Source organism: Salmonella sp. 32020114201800008SM, assembly GCF_017572025.1.
Taxonomy (GTDB): Bacteria; Pseudomonadota; Gammaproteobacteria; order Enterobacterales; family Enterobacteriaceae; genus Salmonella; species Salmonella enterica.
Genome location: NZ_JAGEQM010000007.1, coordinates 158,940 through 175,831 on the forward strand (window position 1 = coordinate 158,940; position 16,892 = coordinate 175,831).

Consider the following 16,892-nt stretch of genomic DNA (forward strand, 5'->3'; position numbering starts at 1 on the left):
ATTTAACGTTTTGCTGAATGGCGGCTTCGTTTTGTCCGACCCACCATCACCTGATGATTAAAAATCTTCGTTGGTTTCTGCAACGCCTTCGCTATCGTCAACGGCGAAATCGGGCGTGGCATTCTGATTACTCAACAGTAATTCACGAACCCTTTTCTCGATCTCTTTCGCTGTCGCCGGGTTCTCTTTCAGCCAGGTAGTCGCGTTCGCTTTACCCTGGCCAATCTTCTCGCCGTTGTAGCTGTACCATGCGCCCGCTTTCTCGATCAGCTTCTCTTTCACGCCCAGGTCAACCAGTTCGCCATAGAAGTTGATGCCTTCACCGTAGAGGATCTGGAACTCGGCCTGCTTAAACGGCGCGGCGATTTTGTTTTTCACCACTTTCACACGCGTTTCGCTACCCACGACATTATCGCCCTCTTTCACCGCGCCAATACGACGGATATCAAGACGAACAGAGGCGTAGAATTTCAGCGCGTTACCGCCGGTGGTGGTTTCCGGGTTACCGAACATCACGCCAATCTTCATACGGATCTGGTTGATGAAAATCAACAGCGTGTTGGACTGTTTCAGGTTCCCCGCCAGCTTACGCATCGCCTGGCTCATCATACGCGCCGCGAGGCCCATGTGAGAGTCGCCAATTTCGCCTTCGATTTCCGCTTTCGGCGTTAGCGCCGCTACGGAGTCGACCACAATGACGTCCACCGCGCCTGAACGCGCCAGCGCGTCACAGATTTCCAGCGCCTGCTCGCCGGTATCCGGCTGAGAGCAGAGCAGGTTATCGATATCGACGCCCAGCTTGCGTGCGTAAACAGGGTCAAGCGCGTGTTCCGCATCGATAAACGCACAGGTTTTACCTTCACGCTGCGCAGCGGCAATCACCTGCAGCGTCAGGGTCGTTTTACCGGAAGATTCCGGCCCGTAAATTTCGACGATACGCCCCATCGGCAGACCGCCCGCACCGAGTGCGATGTCCAGTGAAAGCGAACCGGTGGAGATAGTTTCCACATCCATAGAACGGTCTTCACCCAGACGCATGATGGAGCCTTTACCAAATTGCTTTTCAATTTGGCCCAGTGCTGCCGCCAACGCTTTCTGTTTGTTTTCGTCGATAGCCATTATTACTCCTGTCATGCAACTTGGTATTGAACCGGATAGTGAATTCGTACTGTTGAAGCAATTATACTGTATGCTCATACAGTATCAAGTGTTTTGTAGAAATTGTTGCCACAGGGTTTGTAGCGCGTACGTCGTCGCCTGTCGACGCACCGATTCACGGTCGCCGCTGAAGCATTCCCGACGCGTAATCCCTTCTCCGCTGACGCTGGCGAAAGCAAACCACACCGTACCAACCGGCTTTTCTTCACTGCCGCCATCCGGCCCGGCAATCCCGCTAATAGCGACAGCAAAATCGGCGCGGGCGGCCTTCAGCGCCCCGATCGCCATTTCGACCACTACGGGTTCGCTGACCGCGCCATGCTGCGCCAGAGTCTCTTCACGCACGCCAATCATCTGCGCTTTGGCTTCATTACTATAGGTGACAAAGCCGCGTTCAAACCAGGCGGAGCTTCCGGCGGTGTCGGTAATGGCTTTCGCCAGCCAGCCGCCGGTACAGGACTCTGCTGTCGTTACGGTCGCCCCGCGCGCTTTTAACGCCAGCCCGACCTGCTCGCTAAGCCGCATCAGTTCACTGTCAGTCATCATGACCTCTGTCAGTTAGAAATCCTGCCGCACAAGATAGCACTTTCTCGCCAGAGATGGGGACGAGCAGTCGATTTTACGAGTCGGATTCCGAAAAAATGCCAGCAGGTTATTTATGCAGAATGAAATGAGGTAGCACATGACTAAATAGCAGTACCATGTCGCTAAATTTACACGCACGGAGAGAAAGCAAGGATGTCACTCAAAAAAACGGAAAGCACACAGCACAAACTGAAACAAACCTGTCAACTACGGCTGTGGTTAATTGTGGGTGGAGTATGTTCATTAGGAATGGGAGTACTGAATATATTGTCGTCAGGCTATTTTGAACCGTATGATGGCGGTCAAATTATCTTAGGCCTGGGATGTCTGGGATATAGTCTGGCACTATCAAAGAAGATATCCCACTTGCAGGCAGAGAATCAGCCCAAAAAGCCATAATAATAGCGGAGGGGGGGCTCCCCTCCCTAAGCGTAAATTAGCGCACCCGCGCCAGCGCTACCGCCTGGCCCAGTTGCCAAACCGCCATCGCATAATGCGTGCTGTGGTTATATCGGGTAATGGTGTAGAAGTTCGGCAGGCCGTACCAGTACTGGTAGCCCGTACCGATATCCAGACGCAGCAGGCTGGCTTCCTGATGATTGCCCAACGATTGCTGCGGCGTTAAGCCTGCGGCGGCAAGCTGAGAGAGGCTGTATTTTGTTTTGAAACCATTCGCCAGTCCCGGCGCCTGACCATTCGCCGGCACCGCAACCGTATCGCCTTTCACCCAACCATGCGCCTTGAAATAGTTCGCCACACTGCCGATGGCATCTACCGGATCCCACAAGTTAATGTGCCCATCGCCATTGAAATCGACCGCATATTCTTTATAGGAAGATGGCATAAACTGGCCGTAGCCCATCGCGCCCGCAAAGGAACCTTTCAGATTGAGCGGATCGTCTTGCTCATCGCGCGCCATGAGCAGGAAGGTTTCCAGCTCACCGGAGAAATATTCCGCCCGGCGCGGATAGTTAAATGACAGCGTCGCCAGCGCGTCCAGAATCCGCGTTTTCCCCATGATACGTCCCCAGCGGGTTTCCACGCCGATAATCCCCACGATGATTTCCGGCGGTACGCCGTATACCTGCCAGGCGCGGTTCAGCGCGTCTTCATACTGATTCCAGAACGCGACGCCGTTTTGCACATTATCCGGCGTAATAAATTGTTTGCGGTAGCGAAGCCAGGCGCCATTTGGTCCGGCGGGCGGCTGAGTGGTCGGCGCTTGTCTGTCCATCAGACGCAGGACGTAATCCAGTTTTTTAGACTGCGAGAGGATCTCTTGCAACTGCTGACGGTCGAAACCGTGTTTACTGACCATTTTATCAATGAACTGCTGCGCATTAGGGTTGTTGGCGAAGTCGCCGCCCATTTGCATGACGTTATGCTGCGGCTCAAGCAGGAAGCCGCCGGAAGGCGTGCCCGTCGTCGCTTGAGTCTCGGAAGATTTTGGCGTGCTGCTACAGGCAGCAAGCAATACGCAAAGTGGAAGTAACGCTACATAACGACGCTTGAACATGAGACATCCATTAAACAAATTCAGCCAGGGAGAAGTATGGTAAAGCATCCCCCGCCGCACAAGGAAGCGGCACAAGAGAATAAATCACCTTTCTCCTCTTTTCAGTTTGTATCCGCTCCCCCACCCCGCAATCTTTCAACTTAAAATATTTTTCTTTTATTTTGCGATCACAATAACACTTTTGAATCTTTCAACATGATTACAATGAACAGGAAATTAGCAAGAAAACTAAAAACCCTACAGGAGAGAACAATGATCGAAACCATTACACATGGTGCGGAGTGGTTCATCGGGTTATTCCAGAAAGGCGGAGAGGTGTTTACCGGTATGGTGACAGGTATTCTTCCGCTACTGATAAGCCTGCTGGTTATCATGAATGCGCTCATCAATTTTATCGGCCAGCAGCGTATTGAGCGTTTTGCCCAACGTTGTGCCGGAAATCCGCTATCTCGTTACCTGCTTTTACCGTGTATCGGGACATTTGTTTTTTGTAATCCGATGACCCTGAGTTTGGGACGCTTTATGCCGGAGAAGTACAAGCCGAGCTATTACGCGGCGGCCTCCTATAGCTGTCACTCCATGAACGGTCTGTTTCCGCATATCAATCCCGGCGAACTGTTTGTTTATCTGGGTATCGCCAGCGGACTCACCACGTTAGGGCTTCCTCTCGGCCCGCTCGCGGTGAGCTATCTGCTGGTAGGTCTGGTGACGAACTTCTTCCGCGGTTGGGTCACCGATCTCACCACCGCTATTTTTGAGAAAAAAATGGGGATTCAACTTGAGCAGAAAGTTCATCTGACAGGAGCGGTATCATGACACGGGTTCGTATTGAGAAAGGCGCCGGCGGCTGGGGCGGCCCGCTTGAACTGGACGTTACGCCAGACAAAAAGATCGTCTATATCACAGCCGGTACGCGCCCGGCGATCGTCGACAAACTGGCGCAACTAACAGGCTGGCAAGCGGTGGACGGCTTTAAAGAAGGCGAACCGCCGGAAGCGGAGATCGGCGCGGCCATTATCGACTGCGGCGGTACGCTGCGCTGCGGTATCTACCCGAAACGCCGGATCCCAACCATTAATATTCACTCGACGGGTAAGTCCGGCCCACTGGCGCAGTATATTGTTGAGGATATTTATGTCTCCGGCGTAAAAGAAGAAAACATTACTCTTGTCGGCGAAACGCCTGCCAGTCCCCAGCCTGCCAAAACGACATTAGGACGTGACTACGACACCAGCAAAAAAATCACCGAGCAGAGCGACGGGCTGCTGGCAAAAGTCGGTATGGGAATGGGCTCCGCCGTGGCGGTACTGTTCCAGTCCGGTCGCGACACCATTGATACGGTCCTGAAAACAATCCTGCCGTTTATGGCGTTCGTTTCGGCGCTGATCGGCATCATTATGGCCTCAGGTCTTGGCGACTGGATCGCCCACGGCCTGGCGCCATTAGCCAGCCATCCACTGGGGCTGGTGACGCTGGCATTGATCTGCTCTTTCCCGCTGCTGTCGCCCTTTCTCGGCCCTGGCGCGGTTATCGCTCAGGTCATTGGCGTCCTGATCGGCGTTCAGATAGGCCTGGGCAATATCCCCCCGCATCTGGCGCTTCCCGCCCTGTTCGCGATTAACGCGCAGGCGGCCTGCGACTTTATCCCGGTCGGCCTGTCACTGGCGGAAGCGAAACAAGACACCGTTCGCGTCGGCGTACCTTCTGTGCTGGTCGGACGCTTCCTGACTGGCGCGCCCACGGTACTTATCGCCTGGTTTGTTTCCGGCTTTATCTATCAATAAGAGGTTCAGACATGAGCGTGATTTATCAAACCACCATCACCCGTATCGGCCAGAGCGCGAAGGAAGCGCTCGGCGAACAGATGCTGATTACGTTTCGGGAAGGCGCGCCGGCGGATATCGAAGAATTTTGCTTCATCCATTGTCATGGCGAACTGACCGGCGCGCTGCAGCCCGGCGCGCGGTGTGAATTGGGTCAACATTGCTATCCGGTCACGGCGGTCGGCAGCGTAGCCGAGCAAAACCTGCGTGAACTGGGGCATATCACTTTGCGCTTCGATGGTCTGCGCGAAGCAGAATTTCCCGGCACCGTACACGTTGCGGGGCCTGTACCGGACGATATCGCGCCGGGCTGTATTTTGACGTTTGTCGCTTAAGGAGAAAAAACATGAATCAAGTTGCCGTTGTCATTGGCGGAGGCCAGACCCTGGGGGCATTCCTTTGCCGTGGGCTTGCAGAAGAAGGATACCGCGTGGCGGTCGTTGATATTCAAAGCGATAAAGCCGCGAATGTCGCCCAGGAAATTAACGCCGATTTTGGCGAAGGTATGGCGTACGGTTTTGGCGCCGACGCCACCAGCGAGCAGAGCGTGCTGGCGCTTTCCCGCGGCGTAGACGAGATTTTCGGGCGCGTCGATCTGCTGGTTTACAGCGCGGGTATCGCCAAAGCGGCGTTTATCAGCGATTTCCAGTTGGGCGATTTTGACCGCTCGCTACAGGTGAATCTGGTGGGCTATTTCCTCTGCGCCCGTGAGTTTTCCCGCCTGATGATCCGCGACGGCATTCAGGGGCGCATTATTCAGATTAACTCTAAATCCGGCAAAGTGGGCAGTAAACACAACTCCGGCTACAGCGCGGCGAAATTCGGCGGCGTGGGGTTAACCCAGTCTCTGGCGCTGGATCTGGCGGAATACGGCATTACCGTACACTCGTTGATGCTCGGCAACCTGTTGAAATCGCCGATGTTCCAGTCACTGCTGCCGCAATACGCCACTAAACTGGGCATTAAGCCCGACGAGGTGGAACAGTATTACATTGATAAAGTACCGCTCAAACGCGGGTGTGATTATCAGGATGTGCTGAACATGCTGCTATTTTATGCCAGCCCGAAAGCGTCTTATTGCACCGGGCAGTCGATCAACGTAACCGGCGGTCAAGTGATGTTCTGACCGTGAATTGCCGGATGGCGCCGTAGGCCGGATAAGACGGTTACGCCGCCATCAGGCAAAACAACAGGAGCACATTATGGTTTCCACTCTGATTACCGTCGCCGTTATCGCCTGGTGTGCGCAGCTGGCGCTGGGCGGCTGGCAGATTTCCCGCTTTAATCGAGCTTTCGATAAACTTAGCCAACAGGGACGGGTCGGCGTCGGGCGCTCCGGCGGGCGTTTTAAGCCCCGGGTGGTGGTTGCCGTGGCGCTGGACGAACAGCAGCGGGTGACGGACACTTTATTGATGAAAGGCCTTACGGTATTCGCCAGACCGGTTAAAATTGCCGCAATGCAAGGAAAACATTTGCATGAATTACAGCCTGATGTGATCTTTCCCCATGATTCGCTCGCGCAGAATGCACTATCATTGGCGCTTAAACTGAAACATGGGTAATTTCGTTGTGAATGCGTATAGCTTGCGAAATTATCATTTTGCAACCAATACCCTAAATAATTCGAGTTGCAGGAAGGCGGCGACGCAGCGAATCCCAGGAGCGTACATCAGTACGTGACCGGGGTGAGCGAGGAAAGCCAACGCACATGCAGCGTGAAGTATGACGGGTAAATACATAAGTCAGGGTAATCACGCCTATGAAACCTCGTCAGCGTCAGGCCGCGATTCTGGAGCACCTGCAAAAACAGGGAAAATGCTCGGTTGAAGAACTGGCCCAGTACTTTGACACGACAGGCACCACTATCCGTAAAGATCTGGTCATTCTGGAAAATGCCGGAACCGTCATCCGCACCTATGGCGGCGTGGTGTTGAATAAAGAAGAGTCCGATCCGCCTATTGATCACAAAACGCTTATCAACACCCACAAAAAAGCGCTGATAGCCGCAGCCGCTGTGAAATATATCCATGATGGCGATTCCATTATTCTGGACGCCGGAAGTACCGTGTTACAGATGGTGCCGTTGCTTTCGCGTTTTAGCAACATCACGGTGATGACCAACAGCCTCCATATTGTCAACGCGCTATCGGAACTGGACAACGAACAAACTATCCTGATGCCCGGCGGCACCTTCCGTAAAAAATCGGCGTCGTTTCACGGTCAACTGGCGGAAAACGCCTTTGAGCAATTCAGCTTTGATAAACTTTTCATGGGAACTGACGGTATTGACCTGAACGTCGGTGTGACCACGTTCAATGAGGTTTACACCGTCAGTAACGCAATGTGCAATGCAGCACGCGAGGTGATTCTGATGGCGGACTCCTCAAAATTTGGTCGTAAAAGCCCCAATGTGGTGTGCAGTCTGGAAACCGTCGACAAACTGATCACGGACGCGGGTATCGATCCGGCATTTCGTCAGGCGCTGGAAGCAAAAGGGATTGAAGTAATCATAACCGGAGAAAGCAATGAGTGATGCACTACTAAACGCGGGCCGTCAGACCTTAATGCTGGAGCTACAGGAAGCCAGCCGTCTGCCGGAGCGTCTGGGCGATGATTTTGTCCGCGCCGCCAATATCATTATTCACTGTGAAGGCAAAGTGATCGTTTCCGGCATTGGCAAGTCAGGTCATATTGGTAAAAAAATCGCCGCGACGCTTGCCAGTACCGGTACTCCCGCTTTTTTTGTTCATCCGGCGGAAGCATTGCATGGCGATCTGGGGATGATTGAAAGCCGCGACGTGATGTTATTTATCTCCTATTCCGGCGGCGCAAAAGAACTCGACCTCATCATCCCGCGTCTGGAAGATAAATCCGTCGCGCTGCTGGCGATGACCGGTAAACCTCACTCTCCGCTGGGGCGAGCGGCAAAAGCCGTTCTGGATATTTCCGTCGAGCGTGAAGCCTGTCCGATGCATCTGGCGCCGACATCCAGTACCGTCAATACGCTGATGATGGGCGATGCGCTGGCGATGGCGGTCATGCAGGCGCGCGGTTTTAACGAAGAAGATTTCGCCCGTTCGCATCCGGCTGGCGCACTGGGCGCGCGTTTGCTCAATAATGTGCATCACCTGATGCGCCAGGGCGATGCAATACCGCAGGTGATGCTTGCCACCAGCGTGATGGATGCCATGCTGGAACTTAGCCGTACCGGGCTGGGGCTGGTGGCGGTTTGCGATGAGCAACATGTTGTGAAAGGCGTCTTTACCGACGGCGACCTGCGTCGCTGGCTGGTGGGCGGCGGCGCGCTCACCACGCCGGTAAGCGAAGCCATGACGCCCAACGGTATTACGCTCCAGGCGCAAAGCCGCGCCATTGACGCCAAAGAGCTCCTGATGAAACGCAAAATTACCGCCGCGCCAGTGGTCGATGAAAACGGCAAACTCACCGGCGCCATTAACCTGCAGGATTTCTACCAGGCGGGGATTATCTAATCCTTCAGTCCCAGACGCTTCGCCAGCCGATGCAGGTTGGCGACGTCGGTTTCCAGCGCCCGCGCACTGGCCGCCCAGTTGTGATTATTTTGCGCCAGCGCCTGGCGAATCATCTCTCGCTGGAAGTTCTCCGTCGATTCGCGCAAATTGCGGCAGGCCGGCAGCGCCAGAAAGCTTTCCGCAGGCGGCGCGGGTAAAACGTCCTCTGACAAGGCAAAATGCTGCTCCTCCAGTACCACCTCATCCCCTGCCCGGGTCGCTCTCGCCAGCACAACCGCACGGTGAATGGCATGTTCCAGCTCCCGGACGTTGCCCGGCCAGCCATAGTTGAGCAAATGGCGACGTGCGCCGGGACTCAGTACCACGCGGGACAGCCCCAGCCGCAGCCGGCACTGCTCGCAAAAATAGCCCGCCAGCAGCACCACATCATCGCCGCGCTCGCGCAGCGGCGGCACAAAGAGCGGGAAAACGCTCAGGCGATGGAACAGATCGGCGCGAAAACGCCCCGTCAGCACCTCTTCACGCAGGTCACGGTTGGTCGCCGCCAACACCCGCACATCCACGCGCAGGCTACGATCGTCGCCGACGCGCTGAATATCGCCATACTGCAACACGCGAAGTAGCTTGGCCTGTAGCGCCAGCGACAGTTCGCCAATCTCATCCAGAAACAGCGTACCGTTATCCGCCATTTCGAACTTACCGCTACGATTACTGATAGCCCCGGTAAAAGCCCCTTTTACATGACCAAACAACTCGCTCTCCGCCACGCTTTCCGGCAGCGCGGCGCAGTTGAGATAGACCAGCGGATTGACCGCTCTGGGGGAGCCCTGGTGAATAGCTTTCGCCACCAGCTCTTTACCGGTCCCCGTTTCACCGCCGATCAGCACGTTAAGATCGGAGCCCGCCACAATCTCGATCTCTTTTTTCAACTGCGTCATCGCCGGCGACAGGCCGATCATGTGCGTCTCTTTTATCGGTTCAAACACGCCTGACGACCCCGGCAGCATGTTCTGGCTTTCCAGTTGTTCAATTAACAGCGCATTACTCAATGCCCCGGCGGCCAGCGCGGCGACAAGCCGTAGTTCTTCATCGCTAAATACCTCGAACTGCTCCGGCGTCATAGCATCAAGGGTCAGCGCACCGATGAGGTTCTGTCCGGCAAACAGCGGCAGACCAACACAGGCGTGGACTTTCAGGCTTTCCTGTCCGGGAATTAACCCGTCATACGGATCGGGTAAATCGCTATCAGCCGGAAAACGCACCACGTCCCCCGCGCGGGCGATGGCTTCCAGGCGCGGATGCCCTTCCAGGGTAAAACGTCTGCCGAGGACGTCCTGCGCCAGGCCATCAATCGCCAGTGGAATAAATTGTCGTGATTCATAGCGCAGCAGCGCCGAGGCGTCGCACGCCAGCACCTGACGCAGCGTAGTAATCAGCCGCTGAAAACGATCCTGATGCCCAATGCCGCGTTGTAACTCAATGGCGATGCCCGCCAATACCTCCACGGAAAAACTCATGGTTACCTCATTGTCATTTTGACAACCTATAGTGTCATATTGACAGCATCATTTATAGTCTTTTTGACTACATCAAAAATACAAAACAAATATAACTCAATACAAATCAATAAGATGAAAAGTTGGCACACTAGCTGCAATAAGCAAAACAACTTTTTGTAAACGTTGAATGAATTGAGGTGGTTATGTCTATTCTGGTTAAAAATAATATTCATTGGGTTGGCCAGCGCGACTGGGAAGTACGTGATTTTCACGGCACTGAATACAAAACGCTGCGTGGCAGCAGCTATAACAGCTATCTCATTCGTGAAGAAAAGAATGTGCTGATCGATACCGTCGATCATAAGTTTAGCCGTGAGTTTGTGCAAAATCTGCGCAGTGAAATCGCCCTCGCGGACATCGACTACATCATCATTAACCATGCCGAAGAAGACCATGCAGGCGCGCTGACCGAACTGATGGCGCAGATCCCGAACACGCCTATCTACTGTACCGCCAACGCCATTGACTCTATCAATGGCCATCACCATCACCCGGAATGGAATTTTAAGGTGGTGAAAACCGGCGATACGCTGGATATCGGCAACGGCAAGCAGTTGATCTTCGTGGAAACGCCGATGCTGCACTGGCCGGACAGCATGATGACCTATATGACCGGCGACGCGGTGTTATTCAGCAACGACGCCTTTGGTCAGCACTACTGCGACGAGCGCCTGTTCAATGATGAAGTGGACCAAACTGAACTGTTTGAACAATGCCAGCGCTACTACGCCAATATCCTGACGCCGTTCAGCCGTCTGGTAACGCCAAAAATTACCGAAATCCTCGGCTTCAACCTGCCGGTGGATATGATTGCCACCTCACACGGCGTGGTATGGCGCGACAACCCAACGCAAATCGTGGAGCTGTATCTGAAATGGGCGGCAGATTATCAGGAAGATCGTATCACTATTTTCTACGATACCATGTCGAACAATACTCGCATGATGGCGGATGCCATCGCACAGGGTATCAATGAAGTGGACCCCAACGTGGCGGTCAAAATCTTTAACGTCGCCCGCAGCGATAAAAATGAAATATTGACCAACGTCTTCCGTTCGAAAGGCGTGCTGGTCGGCACTTCTACCATGAACAACGTGATGATGCCGAAAATCGCTGGTCTGGTGGAAGAGATGACCGGCCTGCGCTTTCGCAACAAACGCGCCAGCGCCTTCGGTTCTCATGGCTGGAGCGGCGGCGCGGTGGATCGACTGTCCACGCGCTTACAGGATGCCGGTTTTGAAATGTCCCTGAGTCTGAAAGCGAAATGGCGTCCGGATCTGGATGCGCTGGAGTTGTGCCGTCAGCATGGTCGCGACATCGCGCGTCAGTGGGCGCTTGCTCCGCTGCCGGAAACCACACAGAAAACCGCGCCAGTCGAAGAAACCACAACCTGCGCCGCCGCAGACCTCGGCCCTAAAATGCAATGCAGCGTATGCCAGTGGATTTACGACCCTGCGCTGGGCGAGCCGTTGCAGGATGTCGCGCCGGGTACGCCGTGGAACGACGTGCCGGATAACTTCCTGTGCCCGGAATGTTCATTAGGTAAAGACGTGTTCGACGTACTGGCGACGGAGGCAAAATGAGTCGGGGGATCATCATTATTGGGTCGGGCTTCGCCGCCCGTCAGCTCGTCAAAAATATCCGTAAACAAGATGCGCATGTGCCGTTAACTCTGATTGCGGCGGACAGCATGGATGAGTACAACAAGCCCGATCTCAGCCACGTTATCAGCCAGTCGCAGCGCGCCGATGATCTCACCCGCCAGTTAGCGGGGGAATTTGCTGAACAGTTTAATCTGCGACTGTTCCCGCATACCTGGGTTGCTGACATTGATGCCGATGCCCATGTGGTGAAAAGTCAGGATAAGCAGTGGCAGTACGACAAGCTGGTACTGGCGACCGGGGCGACAGCCTTTGTGCCGCCGATTGCAGGACGTGAGTTAATGCTTACTTTGAATAGCCAGCAGGAGTACCGCGCCTGTGAGACACAACTGCGCGACGCGCAGCGAGTGCTGATTGTCGGCGGCGGTCTCATTGGCAGTGAATTAGCGATGGATTTCTGCCGCGCCGGGAAAACGGTAACGCTGATGGATAACGCCGCCAGCCTTCTCGCCTCACTGATGCCACCGGAAGTGAGCAGTCGCTTACAGCATCACCTGACCGATATGGGGGTGCATCTGCTGCTGAAATCGCAGTTGCAAAAACTGGAGAAAACCGAAGCCGGTATCCGCGCTACGCTGGTAAGCCAGCATAGTATTGAGGTCGATGCGGTGATTGCCGCCACCGGCTTACGCCCGGAAACCGCTCTGGCGCGCCGCGCCGGGGTAGCCGTCAACCGCGGCGTCTGCGTGGACAGCTATCTACAGACCAGTCACCCGGATATTTATGCGATCGGCGATTGCGCAGAGATCAACGGTCAGGTGCTGCCCTTCCTGCAACCGATCCAGTTAAGCGCGATGTACCTGGCGAAAAATCTGTTTGGCGGCAACGCGCCGCTGAAGCTACCGGCGATGCTGGTCAAAGTCAAAACGCCGGAACTGCCGCTGCATCTGGCGGGAGAAACTCAGCGCCGTGATTTAAGCTGGCAGATTACCGCAGAATCTGACGGTATGATTGCCAAAGGCATGAGCGGAGAAGGCCAACTACGCGCCTTTGTGGTGAGTGAAGACCGCATGAAAGAGGCCTTTGCACTGCTGAAAACGTTGTCCGTATAAGCCTGTGATGCCGGATGGCGCCGCTTCGCGTCTTATCCGGCCTACGAGTGAGCATCTGTTTACAGGCCAGATAAGGCGCAGCCGCCATCCGGTGCCCTACACTTCCCTTAACGCTCGCGCTGCGGCAATCACGCCCTGTCCAAACGACAGTCCGCCGTCGCCCGCCGGTAACCGCTGCGGAAATAACAATTTAAAATCAGAAAGATAAAAGGCAAGACGCGCGCGAAGTAAGCGGTTGTGTATCACCCCGCCGCTGAAGACCAGAGTGGTTATCCCCCGCGCCGTAGCCTGCTGGCGCATTAGCGTGGCAAACCCGCACGCCAGCGCATCATGAAAAGCCCAGGCGCGTTGCGCGGGCGTGGCCTGCCAGTTCAACCATTGCCGCCAGAAAACAGCGACGTCCAGTTGAGCGCCGTTAAGCGGCATCGTTACCGGATGCTCAACGTTAGCGCATTGAGAGGCCAGCGCCTCCAGCGCGCAGGCGGCCTCGCCCTCATAGCTAAGCGATGCTGGCGTGCAGCGAAGCGCGGCAGCCACCGCGTCGAACAACCTCCCGCAGGAAGAGGCCAACGGGGCATTGACGCCGCGCTCAATGGCACGCGCCAGGACATTCCAGTTTTGCTGTTGCAGCCCCGCTGTCTCCGGATAATCCTGCCAGTCCGGCACAAAGCGCAGGCACTGCGCCAACAGATTACGCCACGGATGTTTGGCAGCCAGATCGCCTCCCGGCAGCGCCACGGCGGGTAAACCGCCTAAATGTTCGCACTCGCGATAATTGACCCGCAGACATTCTCCGCCCCATAGCGCGCCATTCTCACCCATGCCGATACCGTCTACCGTCAGGGCAATCACCTCTCCGCCGTCCAGCGGCCAACCATGCTCGGCCAGGCAAGCCGCCGCATGGGCATGATGGTGTAACACCGTCTCTGTCGGCAGACGCATCTCACTGGCCCACTGACTGGAAACATAGCCCGGATGCGCATCACAGACGATACGCTCTGGGGTAAAATCGTAGATTGACTGGATCAAACGCAATGCCTCGCGCCACTGCGCCTGGATACCGTCATCGCTGAGATCGCCTAAATGTTGGCTGACAACCGCCTGTTCGCCGCGTACCAGACAGAACGTGTTTTTCAGATCCGCGCCCAGACAAAGTATCGGCGGCACATCGCGAAATCCGGGCGGCAACGCAATCGCGTCCGGCACGTATCCCCGCGAACGACGCAGCATTTCGCCGCTGTCGCGCACAACAGAGTCGTCCATGCGCTGTACAATGTCGCGATTGTGCAACAGAAAACCATCGGCAATATCGTGTAAATCGTCCAGCGCCTGTTCGTTGGTGATGGCGGGCGGTCTGCCGCTCAGGTTGCCGGATGTCATCACCAGCGGGTAATTAAGCGCCTGCAACAAGAGATGTTGCAATGGGTTGGCTGGCAGCATCACGCCCACCTCCGTAAGCCCTGGCGCGATGCCCTCACTCAGCGAAGGTACATACTGCTTATCCACCAGTACAATCGGGGCCGCTGGCGTGGTCAGCAGCGAACGCGCCGCGCTCGGCAGCGTTTGCGCCGTGGGCAACATCACCGCCAATGGTTTCGCCGGGCGATGTTTACGCGCCCGCAGCATCGCCACTGCGTTATCGTTGCGCGCATCGCAGGCCAGATGAAAACCACCCAGCCCTTTAACGGCAATAATGCCTCCGGCGTTCAGTTGGGCGACCGCCGCCTGCAAAGCCGCCTCTTTTTCCGCTCGTTCATGTTGGCTCCGCCACTCAAGATGCGGCCCGCATGACGGACAGGCAACGGGCTGGGCATGAAAACGGCGATCGTACGGATCGCGGTATTCGCTGTCGCATTCCGGACACAAGGGAAACGCCGCCATCACCGTAAATGGCCGGTCATAGGGCATAGCGCGAATAATGGTGAAGCGTGGTCCACAGTGGGTGCAATTGATGAAAGGATAACGGTAGCGCCGCTCGCCTGGGGTATTCATCTCGGCAAGACATGCCGGGCAGGTCGCCGCATCCGGCACGATTTGCGTGTTCATCGAACCGCCTGCGCTCTGACGAATGGTAAAATCCGTCGGTGCGCGCTCCCATACCAACGACGCGTGTTCAACGCTGTCAATGCGCGCCAGCGGCGGGCAATCCTGATAGAGCGCGGCAATAAATTGCGACGGCTCTTCCAGCAGCCGAACGACGACGCCGTCGCCGTCATTACACACGTCGCCGTGTAATCGCAACTGCTGCGCCAGCTGCCAGACAAAAGGACGAAAACCGACGCCCTGTACTTTGCCCCGAATGCGTAGCTGTACGCCGGAAGGTGTGTCTATCGCCATCTTATTTTCCCGCCATCATCGAACCCGGATGCCTGATGGCGCGACGCTTATCAGGCCTACAACCGCACGGACCGTAGACCGGATAAGGCATTGATGCCGCCATCCGGCAATGCTTTGTGGCGTATTCTACGCGCAATCGCAGAAATCAGAAAAGCAGCGATGCCGTTGAATCCAGCGCCGCACGACGGCGTTTTTCCGCGCTTAGCTGTTCAAGCTTATTGCGGTCCACGCAGATGAGGGCGTGCGTTGGGCAAGCAGCCATACAGGCCGGACCGGCCTCACGGTGGTGACACAGATCGCACTTGTTGGCTTCGGCTTTTTCAGCACGCACGTTCAGCCCCGCGCCGCTATTGCGAACCACCGGACGTACCACCACTTCCATGGCGCCGTAAGGACATGCCACTACGCAAGTTTTACAGCCAATGCAGCGTTCCTGCATCACATGAACAAAGCCTTTGTCACGGCTGATGGCGCCATTCGGGCAAACGTTGGCGCACGGCGCGTCTTCACACTGGCGACACAGCGTTGCCGTGGAAACGTTCACGCCTTTGATGACATGGATACGAGGTAAAAAGGTTTCAGGGGTCAGCGATGCGCAATCCTGATTTTCCTGATGGGATACGACGCAAGCCACTTCACAGGTACGGCAACCAATGCATTTACTCGCGTCTGCAATGATGAAACGGTTCATCAAATTCTCCAGCAATAACAGATGATGTGCCGATATATACACGAATCGTGCCAATTTTTATTTCATTGTTATTTAAGAATATTATTTCTATTTTCGTGAGCATTTACGTGTCATCGTCACAAGTGTCGATGACACGTAATGTCGCCAGTGGTGGTCAAGATTTACAGTGATAGCCATCCGATTCTGCACCGAAACTGGCATCAATCCTGATTAACGCCCGGCAATACGTTACCGCGTATTAAACAGCGCTGCGTAAGGGAAAGATCGTCCGTTTGCGGATTCCTTCCGGCAATAGGTTTGATAATTAATTTACGGCCAGGATAGTGATTAAAGCGGGTCAGCGCCGGATAACTCAACCGGCCAAACCAGCCGTGTACGCGCTGCCAGCGGGCGTCCTTCACCTGATATAAATTGGTTATCCAGTAGCCTGAGTCAAACTGCATATCCAACAGTTGCGTGCGACCATTGCCCTGTAAATCAAGCAAATCATCGACGCCAGTATCGGTGGCGGTATAAAACCCCCACGGTTCAAAGACGCAGGGGCGGCCATTCTTGAGAAAGGTGAAAATGATGTATTGCGCGCTCGGCGCCAGGCCCAACCCAGGATTGCCCAACCAGATAACCAGGTCCTGAATGCCGTTACGATCGAGGTCAGCGCGATAAAATTGCGCATTACCCGCCAAATTAATCAGCCTTCCCACCGGGACAACCCACGAATTACCGGCTCTGTCTTTTCCGCTAATCCGCCATTCGTTATCTTTTTTCGGCTCCGGCAGTAGCGTCACGCCACTGACTCCGACCTGGCGAAAATGCCAGGTCTGGTCGGGCGATACAGAATAAGGCAGGATCAACAGCGGCTTCAGCGCACGCTTTTGCGCATATTCACCGTCGCTCATCGGCAGGTAACCGACAACACCGGTAGCCAGTGCGCGTGCGGCGAGGCAGAGAAATAGCAGTCCGCTCCATACGATAATCTTCACGTTCTTCTTACCGCCTATGCCGGGTAACACAAATCCATC

At 55.2% G+C, this 16,892-nt stretch carries 17 protein-coding genes; 10 read left to right on the forward strand and 7 right to left on the reverse strand.

All coding sequences use genetic code 11. The annotated features are described in order from the left end of the window. Nucleotides 1-57: 57 nt before the first annotated feature. Nucleotides 58-1,119, reverse strand: a complete 1,062-nt coding sequence (gene recA / locus J4613_RS18640) for a recombinase RecA (RefSeq protein ID WP_000963150.1) — start codon at nucleotides 1,117-1,119, stop codon at nucleotides 58-60. An 84-nt stretch (nucleotides 1,120-1,203) separates the two neighbouring features. Then, a complete protein-coding gene (gene pncC / locus J4613_RS18645; protein WP_010835022.1) occupies nucleotides 1,204-1,701 on the reverse strand; it encodes a nicotinamide-nucleotide amidase in 498 nt (165 codons plus the stop codon). Between the two features lie 195 nt (nucleotides 1,702-1,896). Here pncC and J4613_RS22750 point away from each other — a divergent pair, with 195 nt between their 5' ends. Further along, nucleotides 1,897-2,142 carry a hypothetical protein gene (locus J4613_RS22750; protein ID WP_001519391.1) on the forward strand — a complete coding sequence of 82 codons (246 nt, stop codon included), beginning with the start codon at nucleotides 1,897-1,899 and terminating at the stop codon, nucleotides 2,140-2,142. Nucleotides 2,143-2,179: 37 nt separating this feature from the next. On the opposite strand, the gene mltB is transcribed toward J4613_RS22750, so the two are convergent. Then, on the reverse strand, nucleotides 2,180-3,259 hold the full coding sequence (gene mltB / locus J4613_RS18650; protein WP_000476817.1) for a lytic murein transglycosylase B: 1,080 nt from the start codon (nucleotides 3,257-3,259) through the stop codon (nucleotides 2,180-2,182). A 252-nt stretch (nucleotides 3,260-3,511) separates the two neighbouring features. On the opposite strand from mltB, the gene srlA reads away from it, so the two are divergent. The 7 genes from srlA to gutQ all read left to right on the forward strand — a co-directional run bounded on the left by srlA (nucleotide 3,512) and on the right by gutQ (nucleotide 8,573). Next, nucleotides 3,512-4,075, forward strand: coding sequence for a PTS glucitol/sorbitol transporter subunit IIC (gene srlA, locus J4613_RS18655; RefSeq protein ID WP_000573333.1), 564 nt, complete (start codon nucleotides 3,512-3,514; stop codon nucleotides 4,073-4,075). Next, nucleotides 4,072-5,043 carry a PTS glucitol/sorbitol transporter subunit IIB gene (locus J4613_RS18660; RefSeq protein ID WP_000199033.1) on the forward strand — a complete coding sequence of 324 codons (972 nt, stop codon included), beginning with the start codon at nucleotides 4,072-4,074 and terminating at the stop codon, nucleotides 5,041-5,043. Before srlA ends, J4613_RS18660 begins: the two co-directional genes overlap by 4 nt. An 11-nt stretch (nucleotides 5,044-5,054) precedes the next feature. Further along, the gene (gene srlB / locus J4613_RS18665; RefSeq protein WP_000111553.1) at nucleotides 5,055-5,417 is read left to right on the forward strand and encodes a PTS glucitol/sorbitol transporter subunit IIA; all 363 of its coding nucleotides are present in this window, start codon (nucleotides 5,055-5,057) and stop codon (nucleotides 5,415-5,417) included. A gap of 11 nt (nucleotides 5,418-5,428) precedes the next feature. Continuing rightward, entirely contained in the window at nucleotides 5,429-6,208 is a 780-nt protein-coding gene (gene srlD / locus J4613_RS18670; protein ID WP_001077372.1) for a sorbitol-6-phosphate dehydrogenase, read from the forward strand. Nucleotides 6,209-6,284: 76 nt separating this feature from the next. Next, the gene (gutM, locus tag J4613_RS18675) at nucleotides 6,285-6,644 is read left to right on the forward strand and encodes a transcriptional regulator GutM (protein ID WP_000255198.1); all 360 of its coding nucleotides are present in this window, start codon (nucleotides 6,285-6,287) and stop codon (nucleotides 6,642-6,644) included. Nucleotides 6,645-6,841: 197 nt separating this feature from the next. Further along, entirely contained in the window at nucleotides 6,842-7,615 is a 774-nt protein-coding gene (gene srlR / locus J4613_RS18680; protein ID WP_000804536.1) for a glucitol operon DNA-binding transcriptional repressor SrlR, read from the forward strand. After that, nucleotides 7,608-8,573 (forward strand): arabinose-5-phosphate isomerase GutQ, encoded by a 966-nt coding sequence (gutQ, locus tag J4613_RS18685; RefSeq protein WP_001278206.1) that lies wholly within the window; start codon nucleotides 7,608-7,610, stop codon nucleotides 8,571-8,573. The genes srlR and gutQ overlap by 8 nt, the downstream gene beginning before the upstream one ends. Here gutQ and norR read toward each other — a convergent pair. Beyond that, the gene (norR, locus tag J4613_RS18690; protein ID WP_021000689.1) at nucleotides 8,570-10,090 is read right to left on the reverse strand and encodes a nitric oxide reductase transcriptional regulator NorR; all 1,521 of its coding nucleotides are present in this window, start codon (nucleotides 10,088-10,090) and stop codon (nucleotides 8,570-8,572) included. The two genes, gutQ and norR, sit on opposite strands and share 4 nt — an antisense overlap. 185 nt (nucleotides 10,091-10,275) lie before the next feature. Here norR and norV point away from each other — a divergent pair, with 185 nt between their 5' ends. Then, nucleotides 10,276-11,715: an anaerobic nitric oxide reductase flavorubredoxin gene (norV, locus tag J4613_RS18695; protein WP_000025991.1), complete on the forward strand. Its 1,440-nt coding sequence runs from the start codon at nucleotides 10,276-10,278 to the stop codon at nucleotides 11,713-11,715. Further along, a complete protein-coding gene (norW, locus tag J4613_RS18700) occupies nucleotides 11,712-12,845 on the forward strand; it encodes an NADH:flavorubredoxin reductase NorW (protein ID WP_000086334.1) in 1,134 nt (377 codons plus the stop codon). The genes norV and norW overlap by 4 nt, the downstream gene beginning before the upstream one ends. 96 nt (nucleotides 12,846-12,941) lie before the next feature. On the opposite strand, the gene hypF is transcribed toward norW, so the two are convergent. The 3 genes from hypF to J4613_RS18715 all read right to left on the reverse strand — a co-directional run bounded on the left by hypF (nucleotide 12,942) and on the right by J4613_RS18715 (nucleotide 16,883). After that, entirely contained in the window at nucleotides 12,942-15,182 is a 2,241-nt protein-coding gene (gene hypF, locus J4613_RS18705; RefSeq protein ID WP_000963444.1) for a carbamoyltransferase HypF, read from the reverse strand. A 145-nt stretch (nucleotides 15,183-15,327) separates the two neighbouring features. Further along, nucleotides 15,328-15,873: an electron transport protein HydN gene (gene hydN / locus J4613_RS18710; RefSeq protein ID WP_001078791.1), complete on the reverse strand. Its 546-nt coding sequence runs from the start codon at nucleotides 15,871-15,873 to the stop codon at nucleotides 15,328-15,330. A 200-nt stretch (nucleotides 15,874-16,073) separates the two neighbouring features. After that, on the reverse strand, nucleotides 16,074-16,883 hold the full coding sequence (locus J4613_RS18715) for a hypothetical protein (protein ID WP_000936687.1): 810 nt from the start codon (nucleotides 16,881-16,883) through the stop codon (nucleotides 16,074-16,076). Nucleotides 16,884-16,892: the final 9 nt, after the last annotated feature.